The sequence below is a fragment of the Lysobacter solisilvae genome (assembly GCF_016613535.2).
Taxonomy (GTDB): Bacteria; Pseudomonadota; Gammaproteobacteria; order Xanthomonadales; family Xanthomonadaceae; genus Agrilutibacter; species Agrilutibacter solisilvae.
This window is the reverse complement of the sequence record NZ_CP071518.1, coordinates 1,821,555-1,843,975: the sequence shown is the minus strand read 5'-3', so window position 1 is coordinate 1,843,975 and position 22,421 is coordinate 1,821,555. Positions and strand designations below refer to the sequence as shown.

The 22,421-nt window shown below is 70.4% G+C and carries 24 protein-coding genes; 13 read left to right on the top strand and 11 right to left on the bottom strand.

Annotated elements, in window-relative coordinates; genetic code table 11:
- Positions 1-49: 49 nt before the first annotated feature.
- Together I8J32_RS08060 and ubiH are read right to left on the bottom strand one after the other, a co-directional pair.
- Positions 50-1,237 carry an FAD-dependent oxidoreductase gene (locus tag I8J32_RS08060; protein ID WP_200610471.1) on the bottom strand — a complete coding sequence of 396 codons (1,188 nt, stop codon included), beginning with the start codon at positions 1,235-1,237 and terminating at the stop codon, positions 50-52.
- Positions 1,234-2,490 (bottom strand): 2-octaprenyl-6-methoxyphenyl hydroxylase, encoded by a 1,257-nt coding sequence (ubiH, locus tag I8J32_RS08055; RefSeq protein ID WP_200610470.1) that lies wholly within the window; start codon positions 2,488-2,490, stop codon positions 1,234-1,236. The genes I8J32_RS08060 and ubiH overlap by 4 nt, the downstream gene beginning before the upstream one ends.
- A 49-nt stretch (positions 2,491-2,539) precedes the next feature.
- Between ubiH and I8J32_RS08050 the strand changes: the two genes are divergently transcribed.
- From I8J32_RS08050 to I8J32_RS08040, 3 genes are all read left to right on the top strand, one after another.
- A complete protein-coding gene (locus I8J32_RS08050) occupies positions 2,540-3,112 on the top strand; it encodes a DUF6580 family putative transport protein (protein WP_207526862.1) in 573 nt (190 codons plus the stop codon).
- Positions 3,113-3,154: 42 nt separating this feature from the next.
- On the top strand, positions 3,155-3,703 hold the full coding sequence (locus tag I8J32_RS08045) for a cob(I)yrinic acid a,c-diamide adenosyltransferase (RefSeq protein ID WP_200610468.1): 549 nt from the start codon (positions 3,155-3,157) through the stop codon (positions 3,701-3,703).
- 83 nt (positions 3,704-3,786) lie between these two features.
- Positions 3,787-4,716, top strand: coding sequence for a histone deacetylase family protein (locus I8J32_RS08040; RefSeq protein WP_200610467.1), 930 nt, complete (start codon positions 3,787-3,789; stop codon positions 4,714-4,716).
- Between the two features lie 207 nt (positions 4,717-4,923).
- Here I8J32_RS08040 and I8J32_RS08035 read toward each other — a convergent pair whose 3' ends face one another.
- Positions 4,924-5,385 (bottom strand): histone, encoded by a 462-nt coding sequence (locus tag I8J32_RS08035; protein ID WP_407061020.1) that lies wholly within the window; start codon positions 5,383-5,385, stop codon positions 4,924-4,926.
- Between the two features lie 191 nt (positions 5,386-5,576).
- Between I8J32_RS08035 and I8J32_RS08030 the strand changes: the two genes are divergently transcribed.
- Positions 5,577-6,236, top strand: a complete 660-nt coding sequence (locus tag I8J32_RS08030) for a hypothetical protein (RefSeq protein ID WP_200610463.1) — start codon at positions 5,577-5,579, stop codon at positions 6,234-6,236.
- 20 nt (positions 6,237-6,256) lie between these two features.
- Here the strand turns inward: I8J32_RS08030 and gcvH are convergent, their stop codons facing one another.
- The 4 genes from gcvH to I8J32_RS08010 all read right to left on the bottom strand — a co-directional run bounded on the left by gcvH (position 6,257) and on the right by I8J32_RS08010 (position 9,485).
- Positions 6,257-6,652 (bottom strand): glycine cleavage system protein GcvH, encoded by a 396-nt coding sequence (gene gcvH, locus I8J32_RS08025; protein WP_200610461.1) that lies wholly within the window; start codon positions 6,650-6,652, stop codon positions 6,257-6,259.
- Positions 6,653-6,750: 98 nt separating this feature from the next.
- Entirely contained in the window at positions 6,751-7,866 is a 1,116-nt protein-coding gene (gene gcvT / locus I8J32_RS08020; protein WP_200610459.1) for a glycine cleavage system aminomethyltransferase GcvT, read from the bottom strand.
- 224 nt (positions 7,867-8,090) lie between these two features.
- Positions 8,091-8,525: an NfeD family protein gene (locus tag I8J32_RS08015; RefSeq protein WP_200610457.1), complete on the bottom strand. Its 435-nt coding sequence runs from the start codon at positions 8,523-8,525 to the stop codon at positions 8,091-8,093.
- 3 nt (positions 8,526-8,528) lie between these two features.
- Positions 8,529-9,485 (bottom strand): SPFH domain-containing protein, encoded by a 957-nt coding sequence (locus I8J32_RS08010; RefSeq protein ID WP_200610455.1) that lies wholly within the window; start codon positions 9,483-9,485, stop codon positions 8,529-8,531.
- Between the two features lie 134 nt (positions 9,486-9,619).
- On the opposite strand from I8J32_RS08010, the gene I8J32_RS08005 reads away from it, so the two are divergent.
- The 3 genes from I8J32_RS08005 (at position 9,620) to I8J32_RS07995 (ending at position 12,391) form a co-directional block, all read left to right on the top strand.
- On the top strand, positions 9,620-10,261 hold the full coding sequence (locus I8J32_RS08005; RefSeq protein WP_200610454.1) for an RNA polymerase sigma factor: 642 nt from the start codon (positions 9,620-9,622) through the stop codon (positions 10,259-10,261).
- Positions 10,254-11,099, top strand: a complete 846-nt coding sequence (locus I8J32_RS08000; protein WP_200610453.1) for a hypothetical protein — start codon at positions 10,254-10,256, stop codon at positions 11,097-11,099. The genes I8J32_RS08005 and I8J32_RS08000 overlap by 8 nt, the downstream gene beginning before the upstream one ends.
- A gap of 65 nt (positions 11,100-11,164) precedes the next feature.
- The gene (locus I8J32_RS07995; protein WP_200610452.1) at positions 11,165-12,391 is read left to right on the top strand and encodes a PDZ domain-containing protein; all 1,227 of its coding nucleotides are present in this window, start codon (positions 11,165-11,167) and stop codon (positions 12,389-12,391) included.
- A 396-nt stretch (positions 12,392-12,787) separates the two neighbouring features.
- On the opposite strand, the gene hemP is transcribed toward I8J32_RS07995, so the two are convergent.
- Positions 12,788-12,928 carry a hemin uptake protein HemP gene (gene hemP / locus I8J32_RS07990; protein WP_245156500.1) on the bottom strand — a complete coding sequence of 47 codons (141 nt, stop codon included), beginning with the start codon at positions 12,926-12,928 and terminating at the stop codon, positions 12,788-12,790.
- 382 nt (positions 12,929-13,310) lie between these two features.
- Positions 13,311-14,294, bottom strand: coding sequence for an aldo/keto reductase (locus I8J32_RS07985; protein ID WP_200610450.1), 984 nt, complete (start codon positions 14,292-14,294; stop codon positions 13,311-13,313).
- Positions 14,295-14,386: 92 nt separating this feature from the next.
- Between I8J32_RS07985 and I8J32_RS07980 the strand changes: the two genes are divergently transcribed.
- The 5 genes from I8J32_RS07980 to I8J32_RS07955 all read left to right on the top strand — a co-directional run bounded on the left by I8J32_RS07980 (position 14,387) and on the right by I8J32_RS07955 (position 18,412).
- Complete coding sequence (locus I8J32_RS07980) at positions 14,387-15,523, top strand: GGDEF domain-containing protein (RefSeq protein ID WP_200610449.1); 1,137 nt, start codon at positions 14,387-14,389, stop codon at positions 15,521-15,523.
- Positions 15,524-15,745: 222 nt separating this feature from the next.
- The gene (locus tag I8J32_RS07970) at positions 15,746-17,275 is read left to right on the top strand and encodes a NupC/NupG family nucleoside CNT transporter (protein WP_407060999.1); all 1,530 of its coding nucleotides are present in this window, start codon (positions 15,746-15,748) and stop codon (positions 17,273-17,275) included.
- 120 nt (positions 17,276-17,395) lie between these two features.
- Positions 17,396-17,689 (top strand): hypothetical protein, encoded by a 294-nt coding sequence (locus tag I8J32_RS07965; RefSeq protein WP_200610447.1) that lies wholly within the window; start codon positions 17,396-17,398, stop codon positions 17,687-17,689.
- Positions 17,686-17,835, top strand: coding sequence for a hypothetical protein (locus tag I8J32_RS07960; RefSeq protein WP_200610445.1), 150 nt, complete (start codon positions 17,686-17,688; stop codon positions 17,833-17,835). Before I8J32_RS07965 ends, I8J32_RS07960 begins: the two co-directional genes overlap by 4 nt.
- Before the next feature lie 28 nt (positions 17,836-17,863).
- Entirely contained in the window at positions 17,864-18,412 is a 549-nt protein-coding gene (locus I8J32_RS07955; protein WP_200610444.1) for a hypothetical protein, read from the top strand.
- Between the two features lie 126 nt (positions 18,413-18,538).
- Here I8J32_RS07955 and I8J32_RS07950 read toward each other — a convergent pair whose 3' ends face one another.
- Positions 18,539-19,573, bottom strand: coding sequence for an NAD(P)H-dependent flavin oxidoreductase (locus tag I8J32_RS07950; RefSeq protein WP_200610443.1), 1,035 nt, complete (start codon positions 19,571-19,573; stop codon positions 18,539-18,541).
- Between the two features lie 89 nt (positions 19,574-19,662).
- On the opposite strand from I8J32_RS07950, the gene I8J32_RS07945 reads away from it, so the two are divergent.
- A complete protein-coding gene (locus I8J32_RS07945; protein ID WP_200610442.1) occupies positions 19,663-20,277 on the top strand; it encodes a trimeric intracellular cation channel family protein in 615 nt (204 codons plus the stop codon).
- Positions 20,278-20,406: 129 nt separating this feature from the next.
- On the opposite strand, the gene I8J32_RS07940 is transcribed toward I8J32_RS07945, so the two are convergent.
- On the bottom strand, positions 20,407-22,245 hold the full coding sequence (locus I8J32_RS07940; protein WP_200610441.1) for a non-ribosomal peptide synthetase: 1,839 nt from the start codon (positions 22,243-22,245) through the stop codon (positions 20,407-20,409).
- Between the last annotated feature and the right edge of the window lie 176 nt (positions 22,246-22,421).

The window sequence follows — 22,421 nt, the reverse complement described above, 5'->3', positions numbered from 1 at the left end:
CTTCATTGCCGGTTGTGCCCGTTCTTCTCGAGCCCCGCTTCGTGCACGCCTAAAGCCCGGCCGCGCGCTTCCAGAAGGCATGTCGAAGCGGAGCCAGCCGGCCCACCAGCCCCAGCGCGTGTCCGCGCAGCAGCGTGGGAAGCAGCGCGTCGTTCGAGAACAGGCGGTTGAGGCCATCGAAGGAATACGCCGCCAAGGCATTCTCGCTGCGCCGGCCGCGCGCCCAGCGCGCCAGCGGCGCGGGTGCGCCCGGATCGCGGGGGAGGTCGCGCGCCGTTCCCTGCAGCCGCTCGCGCAGGGCGCGCACATCGCGAAGGCCCAGGTTGACGCCCTGCCCCGCCAGCGGATGCACCACGTGCGCGGCATCGCCGATGACCGCCACGCGGCCGGCCACGTGCTGCTGCGCCAGCTGCCGGCGCAGGGGGAAACTGGCGCGCCGCGACACGGCCGTGAGCGCGCCCAGGGTACCGGCGAAGGCCGCCTGCAGTTCGCGCAGGAAGCCGGCGTCGTCCGCCGCCAGCAGGCGCGCCGCCTCTTCCTGCGGCAACGTCCACACGATCGAAGAGCGGTGCCCGTCGCCGCCGAACGGCAGGAATGCGATCGGTCCGCCCGGCAGGAAGCGCTGCCAGCACGTGCCCTCATGCGGACGTTCGTGCTCGACGAACGCCACCAGCCCGTCCTGGCCATAGTCGTGGGTGAAGGTCTCGATGCCGGCCAGCGTGCGCAGCTTCGAATCGCCGCCGTCGGCGGCCAGGGCCAGGCGCGTGCGCAGGCGCGCGCCGCTGTCGAGTTCGACGACGGCATGGTCCTCCTCCTGCGTCAGGTCGACCACCTGCGCCGGGCACACCACCCGCACGCCGGCCGCGGGCAGCGCCGCCCAAAGGCGGTCGACCAGCAGGTTGTGTTCGACGATCCAGCCCAGCTCGCGGCGGCCGAAGGCGTCCGCGTCGAAATCCAAAGTGTCGCCGCCGGCTGCATCCCACACCGTCATCCGGCGATAGGGCTGCAGGCGTGCGGTCCGCACGGCGTCCCAGACGCCCAGGCCGTCCAGCAGCGCCGCGTTGTCGGGCGCGAAGGCGTAGACGCGCAGGTCGGGCGTGTCGCTGCGCCAGGGCGCGGGTTCGCGGGCCTCCACCAGCGTCACCTGGCGACCGTCACGCGCCATCGCGAGCGCCGCGGCCGCACCGACCACGCCCGCGCCCACCACCAGCACGTCGCTCGTCTCGCGCCGGCTCATGACGCGTCCTGCGCGCGGCACAGCGCCGGCACGTCACCGCGATAGCCCATCGCCGCCCCGACCAGCCAGGCCTGCAGCGACGGCACCCGGTCGGCGGCCCAGAACCCCAGGCTGCGCAGTGGACGCAGGCCTTCGGCGGGATTGGCGCTGATCCGCGCCAGCCCATCGGAAAAGGCAACCGTGCGCGCGCGGTCGTCGTGGCGCCTCCGCGCGTATTCCTCCAGCAGGGCCGCATCACCGCAATCGGCCAGCGCATCGGCCGCGCGCGCCCGGGCCAGCAGCTCGGCCAGCGTCAGCGCATCGCGCAGCCCCAGGTTGAAGCCCTGCGCGCCGATCGGATGCACGGTCTGCGCCGCATTGCCCACCAGCACCGCGCGCGGAGCGATCAGCGACTGCGCCAGCGAGCGGGCGACCGGATAGGCGCTGCGTGCACCGCAGGCGAGGAAGCGTCCGGCGCGCCAGCCGAAATGGGCCTGCACGCGGGCCAGGAAACCGGCGTCGTCCAGCGCGGCGACCTCATCGGCGCAGGCCCGCTCGACGCCGTGCACCAGGCCGTAGTGGCCGTCGCCGCGCGGCAGCAGGGCGGTCGGGCCGTCGGGCCCCAGCCGCTCGTAGGCGGTGCCGTCGGGCGGACGCTGCGTGCGCAGGCGCGTGACGAACAGCGTCTGGCCGTAGTCGTGGTGATCGCAGCCGATGCCCAGGGCCTGGCGTACGCCGCTGCCGGTGCCGTCGGCGGCCACCAGCACCTGCGCGCGCAGGCGGCGCTCGCCGCCGCCATCCACGATACGCACGCCGCGCGGTCCCGCACCTTCGAGCGGATCGAGGCCGACGAAGCGCGCGGGCCGGTAGCGGCGCAGTGCGGCCATTTCCGACAAGCGCGCTTCCAGCGCCAGGCCGAAGTCGCGCGCCACCACCACGCGGCCGAACTCGCTGCGGCCGTGCCGCGCGGCCTCCAGCAGCGTGCGCCCGAAATCGCCCTGGCGACTGACGTGGATGCGTTCGATCGCGCCCGCCGGGCTGCGCAGGCGATCGAGCACCCCCAGCGCCGTCAACCCATGCACGGTGGCTTCGGAGAAGCTGAGGTTGCGTTCGTCGAAGACGGCGGGCAGCGCGTCGGGCGCGGAGGCTTCCACCAGGCCCACGTCGAGTCCGGCCTGATGCAGCGCGATGGCGAGGCTGGCGCCCACCAGCCCGCCGCCAATGATGAGCACGTCATGCAGCGGGGCTGCGTCGGGAAGGGGGGTCGCAGTCATTGGGGTATGCTAACGGACCCTGATGGCCGCCACCGATGTCCTGCCGCCCATGAACCGTCCGCTCGCTTCCTCGTTCGCTCCCGGCCCGCTGATCCTGGGCGTCATGATCCTCGTCGCCGCCTTGACCCGGGTCGTGCCGCATCCGTGGAATTTCTCGCCGGTGGAAGCCGTGGCCCTGTTCGGTGGCGCCTACTTCGCCTCGCGCAGCCTGGCCATCATCATCCCGCTGGCGGCGATGCTGCTGTCCGACGTGCTGCTGGCCGTGATCAACGGCGGCGCCTATTGGGACTATTTCGCCGGCGCCAGCTTCTGGCTGGTCTATTCCTGCATCGCCCTGTCCACCGTGCTGGCCTTCGGCATGCGCGGCAAGGTCAACGGCGCGCGCGTGCTGGGTTTCTCGCTGGCCGGCTCGGTGCTGTTCTTCCTGATCACCAACTTCGCCACCTGGCTGGGCGGCTCGATGTACCCGCAGAACGCCGCCGGCCTGATGGCGGCCTACGCTGCCGGCATCCCGTTCTTCAAGGGCACGCTGTTCGGCACCCTGTTCTACTCGGCCCTGCTGTTCGGCGGCTTCGCGCTGCTGCGCCAGAAGGTGCCGGCGCTGCGCGCGCAGACCGTCTGAGGAACGCGGGCGCGCGGCATCCGCCGCCCGCCCCACGGACGCATGGGCCACCGCCTCTCCAAGATCTACACCCGTACCGGCGACGACGGCACCACCGGCCTGGGCGACGGCAGCCGCGTGGCCAAGGATTCGGCGCGCGTCGCCGCTTACGGCACCGTCGACGAGGCCAACAGCTGCATCGGCCTGGTCCTGGCCAGCGAGCTTCCCGACGACGTGCGCGCGCTGCTGACCCGCGTGCAGCACCAGATGTTCGACCTGGGCGGCGAGCTGTGCATCCCCGGTCATGCCGCCATCTTCCAGGCCGACATCGAGCGGCTGGAATCCGAACTGGATGCCTTCAACGAGCCGCTGCCGGCACTGAAGGACTTCATCCTGCCCGGCGGCGGCGAAGCCGCGGCCCGCTGCCACATCGCGCGCACCGTGGTGCGCCGCGCCGAGCGCGAGACCGTCACCCTGGCGCGGCACGATGCCGTCCGCCCCGAAGCGGTGCGCTACCTCAACCGCCTGTCCGACCTGCTGTTCGTCCTCGCCCGCGTGCTGGCCCGCGCCAGCGGCCATGGCGAGGTGCTCTGGAACCACGAGCGGCGCTGAGCCGATGTCCGCCCTGCCCGCGATGGCCCGGTGCGCGACGGACATGACCCGACGTCCACCCACGGCGCGCTAGAAGCAATCCCGTGCAACTGTTCAGTCATCCCGCCTGCCTGCAGCACGACACCGGTCCGGCCCACGCTGAGCGGCCTGCGCGCCTGCAGGCGGTGCTCGACGCGCTGGGCAACGCCTTCCCCCAACTGGCGTGGCAGCAGGCGCCGCGCGCATCGCGTGGCCAGCTGCTGCGCGTGCACGACGACGCGCTGCTGAAGATGGTCCTGGACACGAAGGCCGAACAGCTCATCGCGCTCGACCCGGACACCGTGCTCTCGCCCCATTCGGCCGAAGCCGCGCTGCGCGCCGCCGGCGCCGGCGTGGCGGCGGTCGATGCGGTGATGGCGGCCACCCGCGACGCCGCGGCCGATGCGCGTCGCGCCTTCTGCGCGGTACGGCCGCCCGGCCACCACGCCACCGCACAGGTGGCGATGGGCTTCTGCCTGTTCAACAACATCGCCGTGGCCGCCGCCCACGCACTCGACGCCCACGGGCTCGCTCGCGTGGCGGTGGTGGATTTCGACGTGCACCACGGCAACGGCACCCAGGCCATCTTCGCCAACGACCCGCGCGTGCTGTACCTGAGCTCGCACCAGATGCCGCTGTACCCCGACACCGGTTACGAGTCCGAGCGCGGGGTCGGCAACGTCCACAATGCCGCGCTGCGTCCCGGCGCCGGCGGCGATGCCTTCCGCGGGGCCTGGCGCGACGGGTTGCTGCCCGTGCTGGACGATTTCCGGCCGCAGATGATCCTGGTTTCGGCGGGCTTCGACGCGCACCGCCTGGATCCGCTCGCCCAGTTGCAGGTCGAGGCCGACGACTACGCCTGGCTCACCCGCGAACTGGTCGGCCTCGCGGACCGCCACGCCCAGGGACGGATCGTGTCGATGCTGGAAGGCGGTTACGACCTGACCGCGCTGGCGCACAGCAGCGTGGCGCACGTGGGCGCGCTGGCGGCTTGACGACCCGCGGGGCCGGCGGCCCACGACGCGCCTGCCAGGCGCTCGACAACGGCTGAGCAATGCGGGACTGCCCGCCCCTGCCTTTCCGTCCGCGACACGCGTTCGACGGCCGGCCGGCACCCGCCATGCGGCCCAAAAAAAAACTCTCCCCCCGCCTGGGCTGCGGGGAGAGAGCTTATTTTCGGTAACCGGGACTTTCTAGTTTTTTTAGATCATCGGCGCCGGGGTGGCCGGCATGGCCTGGGCGGCGTTCTTCTTCGACGCGCGCTTCTTGGTGGCCTTGCGGGCAGCCGGCTTGCGGGCGGCCGGCTTGCGGGCAGCCTTCTTGGCGGCCTTCTTCGCGGTCTTCTTCGCAGCCTTCTTGGCCGGACGCTTGGTCGCGGCCTTCTTGGCGGTCTTGCGCGCGGCGGTCTTCTTGGTCGCCTTGCGAGCCGTCTTCTTGGCAGCCTTCTTCGCGGTCTTCTTGGCGGTCTTCTTCGCAGCCTTCTTGGCTACCTTCTTCGCCGGACGCTTGGCAGCGGCCTTCTTGACGGTCTTCTTGGCAGCCTTCTTGGCGCCAGCCTTCTTCGCGACCTTCTTGGCAGCCTTCTTGGCGCCAGTCTTCTTCGCAACCTTCTTCGCAGCCTTCTTGGCGGCGGGCTTTTTCTTCGCAGCTTTCTTCATGGCCATGGTATGGCTCCTCGTCAGTGGTGGTACTCGGTCTTTCGGGGTAACAACTGCCCAGTGCAGAAACCGCCGCGGGCGAACCCGCGACCAACCGCCGATGCGCCAGGCGCACCAAAGCGGATGCTCGATGTCCCACCGGGAGGCCCCCGGTGGGCAGGTCCGCCAGCACGCCCGGGGGCGTGCGGCGGCCATCGGTGATCGCCGCCCAAACAAAAACCCGATCCGCGCTGCGAACCGGGCTGGGTGCGACCACTCGTTTGCGTAAGGGTGAGTTGCGTTTTCGCAGAGGACAGAGCGCCAACGTCCACCGTTCTGATGTTGCGGGCGGAGGTCCGTTCGATGCTGCGCGTTGTCGCGATCGCTTTACTCACTTTCTTCCGCAGGAAACGTCTGCTGGGCGAAACCTAATCACGCTTTTTGTGCATGTCAACATTCCGGCGCAATTATTTTCCACCCGCCCGGCGCGCCCGAGCACGATGCGTGCGCGCCATGCCGCGACCCCGCGCGCCGCCGAACTTGTCCGCATGCCCGCCACTCGCGCGCGGCCGATTATCAAACTGCATAAAAAAAGGTGTTTTGCGAAAGCCTCGCAGCGAGCGCGCGATTGTCGGTGGCGACCGCGATGCACTCGACCCCATCCCGGCGCGGCGCTCGGCGGCCCTGAGCGGCGGATGAAAATTTCCGCCGGCCGGACCGCCGATTTCGCGTCGCACAAGTCGATTTGCGCAAAAACTGCGCGAGCTGCGGCGGCATGCGGCGACGGCGCCGACGGCCGACCAGCGCATGCGCGCCCGATGCGCGGGCAAGAAAAAACCCGCGCCGTTTCCGGCGCGGGTCGTGTGTGCATCGGGTGAGGCGCGAGGCCGGCGCGGGATCAGTGATCCTCGTCCTCGAGCAGCTCGGCGTAGTCGTCCGGGCCCAGCAGCTCGTTCAACTGCTCGGCGTCCTCCAGTTCGACGGTGTAGATCCAGCCTTCGCCGTAGGCGTCCTCGTTGATCGTCTCCGGCTTGTCGGTCAGCGCGGCGTTCACCGCCGTGACCTTGCCGCTGACCGGCGCGTAGACGTCCGAAGCGGCCTTGACCGACTCGACCACGGCGCAGGCGGTACCGGCTTCCACGCGGTCACCGACGTTGGGCAGCTCCACGTAGACCAGGTCGCCAAGCAGGCCCTGGGCGTGGTCGGAGATGCCGATGGTGACCTTGCCGTCGCCTTCGACGCGTGCCCATTCGTGGGACTTGAGGAACTTGAGGTCGCCGGGGATCTCGCTCATGGGGGGCTCCGTATATGCGGTCGAACGTGTGAGGGGGATTACGGGTTAAGTGTAGCCAAGTGCGGGCGTGCGGTAGCAAGCCCCGCGCATCCCGCGGGTCAGATGCCTTCCTGCGGCTGGCCGTCGCGGACGAACGGAAACTTCACGACGCGCACCGGCACTTCGCGGCCGCGGATGTCCACGCGGACGTTGCCGGCGGCGCCGAGCGGAATCTCGCCGGCCGGCACGCGCGCGAAGGCGATGCCCTTGCCCAGCGTCGGCGAGAACGTGCCCGAGAGGATCTCGCCGTCGCCGTGCGCGGTGATCACGCGCTGGCCATGGCGCAGCACGCCCTTGTCGTCCATCACCAGGCCGATCATCTGGCGCGGCGCGCCGCCGGCCTTCTGCCGTTCCAGGACGTCGCGGCCGATGAAGTCGCGACCTTCGTCCAGCGCGACCGTCCAGGCCAGTGCGGCCTCGTATGGGGTCACCGTGTCGTCCATGTCCTGGCCGTAGAGGTTCATGCCGGCCTCCAGGCGCAACGTGTCGCGCGCGCCCAGGCCGGCGGGCTTCACGCCGGCGGCGAGCAGGGCGTTCCAGAAGGCCACCGTCTGCGCCTCCGGCACGATCACTTCGAAGCCGTCTTCACCGGTGTAGCCGGTGCGGGCGACGAACACCTCGATGCCGTCGGTGGTCGTCGCCTCGCCGGCGACGAACTTGCCGAGCTTGCCGATCGCCTTGCGGTCCTCCTCGCGCAGCAGGCCGAGCACCTTCTCGCGGGCCTGCGGCCCCTGCACGGCGATCATCCCGTAGTCGGGGCGCTCGGTGACGGCGACGCCGAAGGCCTGCGCCTGCTGGTTGATCCAGGCCAGGTCCTTCTCGCGGGTGGCCGCATTCACGACGAGACGGAAATAGTCCTCGGCGCGGTAATAGATGATGAGGTCGTCGATCACCCCGCCCTGCGGGTTGAGCATGCAGGTGTACAGCGCCTTGCCCGGGGTCTTGAGCTTGTCGACCGAGTTGGCGACCAGGTGGCGCAGGAACTCGCGTACCCGTTCGCCGCGCAGGTCGACCACGGTCATATGCGAGACATCGAACATACCGGCGGATTGCCGCACCAGGTGGTGCTCGTCCAGCTGCGACCCGTAGTGGATCGGCATGTCCCAGCCGCCGAAGTCGACCATCTTGGCGCCGAGCGCACGGTGGGTGTCGTTGAGGACGGTCTTGAGCGTCATGGGGAAATGGCCGGGCGGGAGGGGAAGCCCGGCATTATTCCAGATGTCCCGCGGCGGGGACGTATGACGACTGGTTATGCCCGCTACGGTCGGGCTGGACCGCGGCGGGCGGCGACGCGCGGCGGCGTACGGCGGCGAACGAAAGGCCGGCGCCGCGTCCCGGCGTATCCGCGCGTCCGGCGCCCGCGCCGCGGTCGACGGCCCGGGGCGCGCGCGGTTTCAGATCACGCCGGATCCACCACCAGCGTCATGCCGCGGGCGGCCACGATCCGCACGGGCGCACCCGCCGGCAGCTCCGGTCCGGTGACGTCCCAGTACGCATCGGCGATCTGCACCCGCCCGTGTCCGGCGACGATCGCCCGCTCCAGCGGCACCACGCGGCCCACCAGTGCGTCGGCGCGGCGATTGAGCGTGGGCTGGTCACTCGCCTGCGGCGCGCGCCGGAACCAGCGCCGGTACACCAGGATCGAGGCGAAGCTCAGTCCGACGAACAGCGTGATCTGCGCCAGCACCGTCAGGTCGAACACCAGCACCAGCACGAACACCACGGCCGCCGCGAGCCCCAGCCACAGCATGAATGCGCCGGGCACGAGCGCCTCGAGCGCGAACAGCGCCAGCGCCGCCGAGCCCCACACCACCATTGGCAAGTCCCAGTGCATCGATCAGCTCCCCCGCGCGGCGGGCACCGGCGGCGGCATGCGGTCCGGCCGGCCCAGCGCTTCCTTCGCCAGCTCGGCGATGCCGGCCAGCGAGCCGATCACGCCGGCCGACTCCATCGGCATCATCACGAACTTCTGGTTGGGCGCCTCGGCCAGTGCCTTGAACGCCTCGATGTACTTCTGGGCTACGAAGTAGTTGATCGCCTGCACGTTGCCGTTGGCGATCGCTTCGGACACCAGCTGGGTCGCCTTGGCTTCGGCCTCGGCGAGGCGCTCGCGCGCCTCGGCGGCGCGGAAGGCGGCTTCCTTGTTGCCTTCGGCTTCCAGGATCACCGACTGTTTCTCGCCCTCGGCCTTGAGGATCGCCGCCTGGCGGAAGCCCTCGGCCTCGAGGATGTTGGCGCGCTTTTCGCGCTCGGCCTTCATCTGGCGCGCCATCGAATCGACCAGGTCACGGGGCGGCTGGATGTCCTTGAGCTCGATGCGGTTGACCTTCAGGCCCCACGGATGCGTCGCCGCATCGACCGCCAGCAACACCTTGGCGTTGATCTCGTCACGCTTGGACAGCGACTCGTCCAGGTCCAGCGAACCGATCGAGGTACGGATGTTGGTCATCACCAGGTTGAGGACCGCCACCTCCAGCTGCGCGACCTCGTAGGCGGCCTTGGCCGCATCCAGCACCGAGAAGAAGACGATGCCGTCGACCTTGACCACGGCGTTGTCCTTGGTGATCACGTCCTGGCTGGGCACTTCCAGCACCTGCTCCATCATGTTGATCTTGCGGCCGACGCCCTGGTAAATCGGCACCAGGAAGTGCAGGCCCGGCGTCAGGGTGTGGGTGTACTTGCCGAAGGCCTCCACCGTCCACTCGAAGCCCTGCGGCACCATCCGCACGGCCTTGAACAGGATGATCACGCCTGCCACCAGCAGCACCAGGCCCAGCATTGTCCCCAACGTCATGGCATTCCCCTTTCCCTTGATGGCCCGAGTATAGGACGCCGCCCCCGGCCCGCGCGGGCGCCGGCGACCGCGGATCGGAACCCGGTCGGACGGCACTGCGACCCTTTTGGCGCCGGGTGCATCCTGTAGGGGTAATGACGCCCACCTCCGCCTTCGCCATCGATGTCCCCGAGAGCCTGCTGGCCCGCGCGCGCGCCGGCGAAGCGGCGGCCTTCGAACAGATCTACCGCTGGTTCGAGCGCCCGGTTTTCACCCTCGCCGTGCGGATGCTGGGCGCTCGCGAGGAGGCCGCCGACGTGCTGCAGGACACCATGCTCAAGGTGCTCAACCGGATCGGCGAGTTCCGCGGCGGCCCGCGCGCCGATGGCAGCGGTGCATCGCTGTTCTGGGCATGGCTGCGGCAGATCGCGGTGAACGAGGCGCTGATGCGCCTGCGCAGCCGGCGCTCGCACGGCGCCGAGGTGGCGCTGGACGACGAGCACGAACTGGCCGACCACGCCCCCCTGCCCGCCGCGGCGGCCGATGCCGCGCTGCTGCAGCGCGCGCTGGCACAGCTGCCCGAAGTGACCCGTTCGGTGCTCTGGCTCTACCACGCCGAGGGTTACACGCACGAGGAGATCGCCGCGCTGATGCAACGCACGACGAGCTTCTCCAAGTCCCAGCTCGCGCGCGGCGGCCGTCGCCTGCGCAGCCTGCTGGAACCGACGAACACGCAACACGACGCGACCCGCCCGGCCACCGCCGGCGGCGCCGCGTGGGAGATCCGACATGCCTGATTCCTCCAATCCCCGCCGCGGCGAAGGTGCCCCGATGGACTGGGCGGAGGCCTTCGCGCAGCTGCCGCTGGAAGCGCCGCCCACCGACAGCCGGCGCCGTTTCGAACAGGCCCTGCAGGCACGCGCGCGCCAGGCCGATGCCCCGCGCCGCGATCGTCGCGGCACCTGGGCGGTCGGGCTCGCCAGCGCCGCCGTGCTGGCCCTGGTCATCGTCGCGCCGATGTTGAACGACGCGATGCGGGGCAGCGCGACACCGGCGACGCCCACGCCCGGCCCGCGCGTTGCCACCGCGGTCGATGCGCACACGCCGGCAGCGACGATCGCACCCGCGACGCAGGCCCGGACGCCGACGACGTCACCGGCCTCCCGTGCGGCCGACGCCCCGGCGCCGACCCAGCTGCAACTGGCGCAGCGCGCGCTGCCCGGCCTGGAGATCGCACCGTCCGCAGTGGACCGCCAGCGCGCGCGCCGCGCCACGGACCAGCTGGTCGCCACCCTCGACCTGGCCCGCATCGCACAGGTTCCGGCCGTCCCGTCGACCGCCGACACGCTCGAGGAACTGCGGCTGCGCTCGCAGCGACTCCAGGCCCTGGTCGCACTGGCCCGCGATGACCGCGTCAGCAGCCCGGCCGGCGCGTTCATCTCGGGCGAACTGGAAGACACCCTCGCGCGGCTCGACACCGAACTGCAGCGCCCCGGACTGGACGACACGCGGCGCGTGGCGTTGTGGCAGCAGCGCGTGGATGCGCTGGAGCACTTGGCCGGACTGGAATCCACGCAACGCTGGCTGGCCGCGCAGGGAATGCTGCTCGACACCGGCCTGGTCAGCGTCGACTAGACCAACACCTTTTTCAGACGTCCCCTGCAACTCGCATTCGAACGCCACCACGCGGAGCTCCCCACATGAAACGCCTGCCTGTAATCGCCCCACTGGCCCTCGCGATCGTCCTGGCGGTCGGCGGCGCGTCGGTCCACGCGGCCTCCACCGACGCCGCCCAGGAAGCCGAACTGGAAGCCGCCCGCGCCGACCTGCATCGCGCCGCCGCGCGCGTGGCCGAACTGTCCAAGCACGTGGGCCAGGAGCCGGACATGGTCATCGAAAGCCAGATGATGCGCGGCCCGGTGCTGGGCGTGATCCTGGAACCCGTCGAAGGCGAGGGCGTGCAGATCGCCGCCGTCACGCCCGACAGCGCCGCGCATGCCGCGGGGCTGCGCGCCGACGACCGCCTGACCACCATCAACGGCAAGTCCCTGGCCGGTGCCACCGGCCAGGCCCGGCTGGCCGACGCCCGCGCCCGGCTGCGCCGGATCGAAGCCGGCAAGCCGGTGGCGATCGGCTACCTGCGCGACGGACGCGCGGCCAAGGTCAACGTCACCCCGCGCATGGGCGAACACATGCTGATGGTCCATGACGGCGAGCAGATGATGTCTTTCCACGGCGAGCCGCAGGTGAGCTTCTCGGCCGACGGCGAGCGGATGGTGTCGGCGAAGATGGTGCGCGTCGCGCCCGCCGGCGTGGCCCCCGACGTCCATCGCGAGATCGTCCGCCTCGACCGCGGCGCACCCTGCCGCGATGAAGACTGCCGGATGGATCTGCTCGAGGAGGCCTTCCGCTGGAACGGCCTCAACCTGGCTTCGGTCGACCCCGTCCTGGGCCGCTATTTCGGCACCGACCGCGGGGTGCTGGTGTTGAGCCTGCCCGACAGCATGGGCGGCCTGCAGCCAGGCGACGTGGTCCTCAAGCTCGACGGCAAGGACGTCAACACGCCACGCGAAGTGATGTCGGCCGCCCACACGCACAAGCCGGGCTCGGCCGTGCCGGTGGAATACCTGCGCGATCGTCGCCGCGCCACGACCACGATGACCATGCCGGAGCGCCGCATGCTTCGCCTGCCCACGCCGCCGACGCCACCGCCCGCGCCACCCGCGCCGGGCGCGCACGCCGCACCGCATGCGCTGGCCGCGCCGCCCGCGCCGCCCACCCCGCCGGCGCCCCCGGCGGCACCGCGTGCGCATGCGACGCCGCGCGCACTGGTCGCCCCGCCGTCACCGCCGCCGGCTCCCGCCGCACCGCCCGCACCGCCGGAACCGCCAGCGGCCCCGCCACCGCCGTCGGACACATTGCTTTGACGCAACCCGGTTTGTGATGCGTCCTCCCGGATCGACGCGGCGCAGCGTCGCCCGGGCCCCGAGGATCCTGGTCCGCATCAACACAACGCCCCGCGACATCTCTGTCGCGGGGCGTTGTGTTTTTGGTGGCGGGCATGCGCGGGCGGGCGGGCCACAGGCCGGCCGACGCGCGCATTTCATAGGGCGGGTCTTGACCCGCCGGTGGCGGACGTCGCGGAGTGGCGGGTCAAGACCCGCCCTATGGCGCGATGACAACCGCACGGCGGCGGCCGGTCGCACAGGTGCTGCCTTTCCAGGAGCACTCCAACACAAGCGCTCCATCAGGATCCCTCGATCGGGATCCCTTGATCAGGAACACCTGGTCACAGTCCCCTGGTCAGAGTCACCTGGTCACAGTCACTTGGTCAGGATCAGCTTGTCGTTGCGCGTATGGCGCAGTCGGTAGGTTTCACCGCCGTGCCGGATCAGCACTTCGCGGGTGCCGCGCAGCAGCTTGTTGCTTTCGATCGAAGGCTGCTGCGGTGCCGCGGAAGACATCGTGGTGACCGGCGGGGCCGGGCGGGAAGCGACATGCAGGATCGGGCGCAGCGACATGGACGTGGCTCGGTCGGGGTGTGCTCCAGATGATAATCGTTCTCATTTGTCCGTCAAGCGAGGCGCATGGCCGGGCTCGCGCGCGGGCCCGGAACCACGACATCGCGAGCCGCCGGATGTCGGGCAATTTCCGATGACGACGCGGCATGCAGCACGGGCATCGGCTGCTCGGGCAACGAACGGACCTTGCCAGGATTAACATCATCGGCCGCTTCAGCCGCCCGATCGGCAACTGCGGCGATGGCGGCGGCAACGACCCGGGCTGATCGCACTGCGATGGCGAATCGGCGCCGCGACAGTCACCGACGCGTCCCGCCGCCGGGAGTTATCCCACCGCCGCCTCCACCTTCGCCCACAGCGTCTCGTCGGCCCGCTGCAGCAGCGTCAGGGCATCCAGGTTCTGCAGCAGCTGCTCGACGCGGCTGGCGCCGAGGATCACGCTGGAGACGTGCGGATTGCGCAGGCACCAGGCGATGGCCAGCGTGGCCGGCGCGTGGCCCAGCTCGCGCGCCGTCGCGGCGAACCTCGCCGCGCGCTCCAGCCGGCGATCGCCGCTGTCGCCCACCACGATGCGCTGCAGCCAGCCCATGCCCTCGCGCTCCAGCCGCGCCGGACTTTCGGCAGCGCCCTCTTGGACGGCGGCGTACTTGCCGGTGAGCAGGCCCGAGGCCAGCGGCGAGAACGTCGTGGTGCCCATGCCGTACTCGCTGTAGAGCGGTGCGTATTCGAGTTCCACCCGTTCGCGGTGCAGCAGGTTGTACTGCGGCTGCTCCATGGTCGGCGCGTGCAGGTGGCTGGCGCGGGCGACCTTGTGCGCCTCGCGGATCAGGGCGGCCGGCCACTCGGACGTGCCCCAGTACAGCACTTTTCCCTGCCGGATCAGGGTGTCCATCGCCCACACGGTTTCCTCCACCGGCGTGTCCGGATCGGGGCGGTGGCAGTAATAGAGGTCCAGGTAATCCACCCGCAGCCGGCGCAGTGCGTCGTGGCAGGCGTCGGTGACGTGCTTGCGCGACAGGCCCTTCTGCGTGGGCCGCGGATCGGACGCGGCGCCGAACATCACCTTGCTCGATACGCAGAAGCCGTCGCGCGGCAGGCGCAGGTCGGCGATCACGTCGCCCATCACCTGTTCGGCGGCGCCGTTGGCGTAGCCCTCGGCGTTGTCGAAGAAGTTGATGCCGTGGTCCCAGGCCGCGGCCACCAGGTCGCGCGAGGTCCCGCGCCCCACCTGGGCGCCGAAGGTGAGCCAGGCTCCGAAGGACAGGGCCGACAGTTGCAGGCCCGAAGCGCCAAGGCGACGGTAGATCATGGGGAGGGTCCTGGTGAAAGGGCCTGATGGAATGGCCTGGTGAAGATGCTGGCATGCTACCCGCCCCGGCCCCTTCCGCGTGGTGAGTCTCCGTGCAGGCCCTGCTCCGCCAGATCCGCGACATCACCCGCCTGCTGCTGCGGCAGCCCGACGAGATCATGCTCGAGGTGGGCTCCGGCGGCGAACTGCTGGTCGCCCAGCTGCGCGCGGTGATCGCCCTGCTGCTGTTGCTGCTGCCGCTGATCAACGCGGTCACCGGCGGCACGGTCACCGAGACGATGATCGGCCTGGGCGGCGCGGTGTTCGTCAACGCCTTCGCCCAGGTCTGGCTGGTGCTCGCCCGGCGCCGCCGCCAGCATCGCTGGCTGCCCTTCGCCAGTGCGGCCTTCGACGTGACCGCCGCCACCCTGGTGCTGGTCGTGCTGGCGATCAACCACCTGCCCTCGGGCCTGAACAGCATGGTCGTCTGGTGCGGCTACCTGATGGCGATCGTGCTCACCGCGCTGCGCAGCGACGGCCGCGTCACCCTGTTCGCCGGCGCGCTGGCCCTGGTGGAGTACGGGCTGCTGATCCTGATCGTGTTCGCGATGGCGTCCTCGCCGGAGGAGCTGATCTCGCTCGACTACGGCTCGGTGACGCCCGGCGCACAGATCCAGCGGCTGGTGCTGATCGTGATCGTGACCATGATCACCGCGATGGTCACCTACCGCATGCAGCGCGTGGTGGAGATGTCCGGCACCGATGGCCTCACCGGCCTGCCCAACCGCATCTGGCTCGCGCACCGCATCCCGCGCCTGATGGACGCCGCGCAGCGCGACGGCGGCAGCCTGTCGCTGGCGCTGATCGACCTGGACAACTTCAAGCGCGTCAACGACGAAGCCGGCCACCGCGCCGGCGACCGCGCGTTGCGCCACGTGGTGGCCACGCTGCGCGACGCCATCGAGCCCAACGAGAACCTGGTGCGCATCGGCGGCCAGGAGTTCGTGCTGGTGATGCGCAAGCCGATCGGCACGGCGTGGGAACGCGTGGAATCCCTGCGCCGGCGGCTGCTCGACCATCCCTTCGAGGTCGAACGCGGCAGCGAGGCGATCCGCCTGAGCCTGAGCGCCGGCCTGGCCACCTACCCGCAGGAGGGCGCCGACCTGTCGCGCCTGCTGCGCCGCGCCGACCAGCGCCTGCAGCAGGCCAAGCGCGAAGGCCGCAACCGCGCGGTGGCCCGCGACGTCTGAGGCGGCGACGTTTCTGGCCGGCGCACCGGCCCGGACCTCCGATCGCCGCGGGCCCGACGATCGCCTCGCGGCCCCCCCGCCCTGCCCGCGCGACTCTCGCCGCGTCAAGCCATCGCCCGACCGCGCCAGGCTCCCCGCGCTGAGCCCTTCATCCCCGCCAGCCGCAGCCGCGAGGCGCCGGGGTGACGGCACCGCGCCTGCACGCTACCCTGCCGCGACTTCATGCCGCCACGGCATATAGGGGACTTTGTGGAAGCATTCGCGCGCGTAGGCTTCGGCCTGTTTGGCCTGGCCGTTCTCATCGGCATTGCCTGGCTGTTCTCCAACAACAAGAAGGCGGTCGACTGGCGGCTGGTCCTGACCGGCATCGCGCTGCAGGTGGCCTTTGCCTCCGCCGTGCTGCTCGGGCCGAAGCAGGTGCCCGCCATCGAAGCCAACCTGCCCGGCTTCGCGCCGGTCTGGCGCCCGCTGGTGTGGTCGTTGCTGATCGCCGGCCTGGGCCTGCTGGTACTCGCGCACAGCCGCTACGCGCGGGCCAACGATGCGCTGCTCCGCCGCGTGGCGCTGGCCATGCTTGGCGTGGGCACGGTGCTGATGATCCCGCTGTTCGGTGAAGGCTTCGACGCGGCGGCCAAGGGCTTCGTGACGATTTCCGGCTTCACCATGGAAGGCTCGAAGATGATCTTCGGCGAGCTCACCAACCAGGGCAAGCTGGGTTTCATCTTCGCCTTCCAGGTCCTGCCCACCGTCATCTTCTTCGCCGCCTTCATGGGCGTGCTGTACCACGTCGGCGTCATGCAGAAGATCGTGCAGGGCATGGCGTGGGCTATCACCAAGGTCATGCGCGTGTCCGGCGCGGAAACCACCAGCGTGTGCGCCAGCGTCTTCATCGGCCAGACCGAGGCGCCGCTGACCGTGCGCCCGTACATCCCCAAGATGACCGAGTCCGAACTGCTGACCATGATGATCGGCGGCATGGCGCACATCGCCGGCGGCGTGATGGCCACCTACATCCAGCTGCTGGGCGGCCCCGACACCGTCGCGCAGGCCGTGTACGCCAAGCACTTCCTCGCCGCGTCGATCATGGCCGCGCCGGCCACGCTGCTGATCGCCAAGATCCTGATCCCGGAAACCGGCGAGCCGCTCACCCGCGGCTCGGTCAAGATGCACGTGGAGAAGACCACCGCCAACATCATCGACGCCGCCGCCGCCGGCGCCGCCGACGGCCTGCGCCTGGCGCTGAACATCGGCGCGATGCTGCTGGCCTTCATCGCCCTGATCGCGATGCTCAACTGGATCATCGCCGGCCTCGCCGACGCGACCCACTTCACCGCCTGGATCAACACCGGCCGCGCCACGCCGATCGCCATCAACCTGGGCAGCATCCTGGGCGTGCTGCTCTCGCCGGTGGCCTGGCTGATCGGCGTGCCGTGGGAGGACGCCGTCATCGCCGGCGGCCTGATCGGCCAGAAGATCGTGCTCAACGAGTTCGTCGCCTACCTGCAGCTGTCGGAAGTCCCGGTCGGCGAAGGCGGCGCGGCGATCAGCGCCCATACCCGCCTGATCCTCACCTACGCGCTGTGCGGCTTCGCCAACTTCAGCTCGATCGCGATCCAGATCGGCGGCATCGGTGGCCTGGCCCCCGAACGCCGCCACGACCTGGCCCGCTTCGGCATGCGCGCCGTGCTCGGCGGTTCGATCGCCACGTTCATGACGGCGACGATCGCGGGTGTGCTGAGTACGTTCGGGTAAGGGCTGCCGATGCGGCCGCCGGGTAACCCGGGCTCCGCGGGACAAGCGGTAACCCGGGTAAGCGCAGCGCACCCGGGCCACGCGCAGCGGGAGTCGGGCCTCACCAACGCCGCACAGGCAATGAACGCGCCCGATCCCTATTCCATTCCATCGCGTGCACTGCCGCCCACCTGGCGCGGCAGTGCCGAAGACCCGCGCAGCGGCTGGACGCGGCTGTGGTTTTACCTGGGCTGGATCGTGCTGGGCTGGAGCCTGCTGCTCGGCGGGCTGTTTCTCTTCGGCCTGTGGCGCAGCGTGGACGATCCGCACGGCTGGGGACGGATCCTGTGCATCCTGGGGCTTGGCGGCGGTGCGCTTCCCATGGCCTGCATCGGAATCACCGCCATAGTGAAATGCAGGCGGCCGGCGTCATGAGCGACAACGACCCGTACGAGCATCCCGGCGCCCCTACGCCGCCCGGCAAGCCCGTGCGCATCGGCCCGCTGGGCTGGACCGTGATCGGCCTGCTGGTGCTGGCGGCCAACGCCTGGCTGTGGCCGCGCATGCTCGGCTTCCTGTGATGCGGGCGAACCCAGCGTCCACCGTCCGATGAACTCGCCACTGCCCCCGCAGGACGAGCCCGGCGCCGGCGTGCTCGAGCGCGACGAGGACTTCGTCGACCTCAGTCTGCCGATCGAGGACGCCTTCCGGCGCGACGATGGCGGCCTGACCGTCATCGCCCGCGGCCGCGTGCACGGCCTCGTGCGCGCCTTCGCCGTGGACCTGGAACCGGCCTGGACGCCGCAGCTGCTCGACGACAGCGAGCGCACGCTCTACTGGGGCGGCGGCTGCCTGCGCAGCGTCGGCGAGGACAGCGACGCCTTCCTCGCCCTGCTCGCCAGCGCCTACGGCCTGGACGACGCCGGCCCGATGGTGGCGCAGGTGGCCATGACCATCGCCGGCACGGACAGCGACCCCGCGCGCCTGCGCAGTGAACCGGCGCGCCTGCGGCTGATCTTCGAGGCGGACGACGGCGAGGACGCCGCCGAGGCCTACCTCAACCTCGACCTGGATGAAGGCCTGGCGGTGTTCCGCGACAAGGACCCGCTGTACCACGCGGCCCTGCTGCGCGCGCTGTCGGCGCAGGACGCCACGTGATCGACCCGTACCAGGCGTCGGCATCGGCACGGGCTGCAAGGCGCTGCCCACAGATCCGGGCCGCCGGCGCCATGGCAGGTGGCGATGTGCGCTTCTGGCCGACTGCAGGCTTCGCTGGAGCCCTCGTCAGGCAACGCCTGCCAGCAGGCGGGTAATCCGGGCAGCGTCACAGCCCGGGAAGGTGTTCGGCCTGGTGCCGCTCCACAGCGGAGTGAAGTCATCCGCGCCGGCGGCCTGCGCTGCTGCCCGAAGCGGTTCGAGTGCCTGCGAAGCCCACGGGAACCGCGGGGCGAGTTCCGACATCGGCCCCAGGTCGCGCATCAGCCGGTTCACCAGCCCGCGCGCGGGACGACCGCTGAAAAGCCTGGTGATGGCCGCGGGCCGACCGTGCTCCTGGAGCGCGCGTCGGTGCACGGCGGTCGTGGTCGCCTCGGGACAGAGCAGGTAGGCCGTGCCCGCCTGGATGCCGGCCGCGCCCGCGCCCAGCATCACCTCCACGTCCGCCCGGCTGCCGATGCCGCCGGCGGCGATGATGGGCAGCCGCACCGCCTTCGACAGCGCGGCGACAAGTGCCCGCGTCCCGGGCTGTCGCCCCACGTCATCGGAAAGGAAATGGCCGCGGTGCCCGCCCGCCTCGACCCCCTGCGCGATTACGAGGTCCGCGCCGTGGCGCTCGAGCCAGAGGCCTTCCTCCAGGGTCGTTGCCGATGCCAACACCGTGGCGCCCCACCCCTTGATCCGCGCCAGCAGCGTCGGGGCCGGCAGCCCGAAGTGGAAGCTGACCACGCGTGGACGGAAGCGCTCCAGCAGCTCGACCGTCGAGGCATCCACAGGCCGCCGTGCGCCGGCCGTACCGGGTTCGGCGGGCTCGATTCCCAGCTCGTCGTAGTACGGCATCAGCGCCTCACGCCATCGCGCCGCCTCGACCGGATCAGGCTCCGCCATCTGATGGCAGAAGAAATTGAGGTTCACGGGTACGTCCAGCGACGCGAATCGCTGCAACGCCGTCTCCAGCCTGGCCGGGGCCAGCAGCGCGCAAGGCATCGAACCCAGGCCACCGGCCGTGGCGACGGCGATCGCAAGCGCCTCGTCCTGCACGCCCGCCATGGGCGCCTGGATGACGGGCAGCTCGACACCGAGGAGGGCCGTGATCGATGGCATGGCAGGACTCCTGTTGCCCCCCGATGCTACGCCCACGGCTGCTTGGACCTCCGCAGGACATCGCGACGTCGGCCCGATAGGATGCCCCGATGAACAACCTCGGCCCGCTGCTGCCGTTGCTCGACACCGCCGGCCTTGCGGTGTTCGCGGTGTCAGGCGTGCTGGTCGCGGTGCGCCAGCGCAACGATTTCGTCGGCGCGTGCTTCTTCGGACTGGTCACCGCCGTCGGCGGCGGCACCCTGCGCGACCTGCTCATCGGCGCGCCCGTGTTCTGGATGACCGACCACACCCCGGTGCTGATCTGCCTCGCCGTGGCCGTCGCCGCATGGCTGATCCCGCTGCGCTGGTGGCCCGAACGCGCCCTGGAGTGGTTCGACGCGGCAGGGCTGGCCGCATACGCGGTGTACGGCGCCAGCAAGGCGCTGCAGTTCGGCGTCGCCCCGGTGTCGTCGGTGGCGGCGGGCGTGATCACCGCCTGCGTCGGCGGCGTCATCCGCGACATCACCGTGGGCGTGCCGTCGATCCTGATGCGGCACGAGTTGTACGTCACCGCAGCGCTGGTGGCGGCGACGCTCTACGTCAGCTTGAACGCGTCGGGGATCGCGCCCCCGTGGCCTTCCGCCGTCGGCGTGGCCGTCGGGTTCGCCCTGCGTGGCGCCGCGATCCGCTGGAAACTGGCCTTGCCCCAGCATCGGGGAAGCTAGCGATCGATTCGCCGGCGGCACCGGGAAGCGCGTGCGATGGATTCTTGTGGAGCGTGCGCCTGCTCCTGCAAATGGATCGCCACCCCCGCACGTGCCTGGCCCTCGCGTACGTCCCGGGGCCGTGGCTGCTCACCCCGGAGCGGTCAGAAATCCCACGCCGCGCGAGGCCGGCAAACTCTCGACCACGTGTTCCGCCAGCGTACCCAGGCTGCCGGAGACCAGTTGCCGCAGCGTGAGCCTGACGCCGGTCAGCGCTTCGATCCGGGTGACGGTCCGCATCGCCGTCAAGGAATCGCCACCGAGCTCAAAGAAGCGATCGTCGCGACCAACCCGCTCCAGACCCAGGAGAGACCGCCAGATCCCGGCCAGCTGCTGTTCCAGTTCGCCGCGCGGCGCGACGAAGGCGCGTTCGGTGATGAATTCGCGCGAAGGTTCCGGCAGTCGGTTGCGGTCGATCTTGCCGCTGGTCAACAGGGGGAGCTTCTGCAGCAACACGAACGCCGCGGGCATCATGTGGTCGGGCAACCGCTGCCGTAGCGATTCGCGCAGCGCGTCGACCGTGAGGTGCTGCCCGCACGCGTAGGCCACCAGACGGGGTTGTCCCGGGGCGTCCTCGCGCAACACCACGGCACATTCGGCAACCCCTTCGATCGCGGTCAGCGCGGTTTCCACTTCGCTCAGTTCGATCCGATACCCCCGGACCTTCACCTGCGTATCGGTGCGGCCGAGGAAGTGAAGCTGGCCGTCCTCACTTTGCAGCACCCGGTCGCCGGTGCGATACATGCGCACGCCGGGACGCGAGGGGTGATCGATGAAGCGCTCGGCGGTCAAGCCGGGCTGATTGCGGTAGCCGCGAGCGACGCCTGGACCGCCCAGGTACAACTCCCCGACCACACCCGGCGGCACGCTGCGGCGATTGTCATCGAGTACCTCGCACCATGCGTTACGAATGGGCCGACCGATCGGCACCATCGCACCGGGCGTCGGCTCGAGGGGCACCTCAAAGTAGGTCGCGTTGAGGGTGGTTTCGGTGGGGCCGTAGAAATTTCCCAGGCGCACGCCCGGGACGACGGCGCGCAGGCGGCGGGCCAGTTCCGTCGTCATCGCTTCGCCGCCGCAGGCCACGTAACGCACGCGTCCCGCCGCCAGCGCGGGCTGGGCGAGCAGGCCGCGCAGCAGGGTAGGCACGCAGTTCAACAGCGTCACCTGCTCCTGCACGACCAGATCCGCCAGGTACGGCAGGTCCAGTTGGCGATTGGGAGCAGCCAGCACCACCGTCGCGCCGCTCTGCAGCGGGCCGAAGAATTCCACCAGCGTCCCGTCGAAACTGATCGAGTTGCACTGGAGGATGCGGTCGTCGGGGCCCATGCCCAGGGTGTCGCGCAACCAGGCGGTATGGTTGGCCAGCCCCCTGTGCAATACCTCGACCCCTTTGGGACGACCGGTGGAGCCGGAGGTATAGATGATGTAGGCCAGGTGCTCGGCCGAGACGTCGCCATCGAGATCCGTCGTCGCCAGCGCCGCCAGTGCGTCCCACACCGTGTCGACGCACACGCATTCGAGGCGCAGGCCGTCGGCCGGCACCCGTTCGCGCAGCCACGACTGCGTCAGGACGACCGGCGCGGCCGTGTCGGCGAGCATGTACGCCAGCCGCTCCTCGGGATAGCCGGGATCCAGCGGGACGAAGGCCCCGCCCGCCTTCAAGACCGCCAGCAAGGCCACCGGCAGGTCCAGCGAGCGTTCCATCAGCACGCCCACGCACACGTCCTCCCGGACACCCAAGGCGCGCAGCCGCCGCGCCAGGCGGTTGGCCCGCCGGTTCAACTCGGCGTAGCTCAGCGACTGCTCGCCTAGACGCGCGGCGACGGCGTGGGGCCAACGTCCTGCCGCGCGCTCGATCGGCCCATGGACAGGGTCGAAGCCTGCTTCTGCACGCGCAAATTCCATCTCGCCGGTTGCTGTCGACATAAGCCCTCGTCCCTTTGTCGCGCCCGATTCCGGAGACCGGCCGCGATCCATGAAGCTGGCGCGCGGTGCCCCGGGGAAGGCTGCTCATACTGTCCAAACGCACCCGAATGGGGGATACGGTCATCGGCAGGGAGGGCTCCGCCCGGGCAGACTTGCGGACCGCTGCCGGTGCGCTG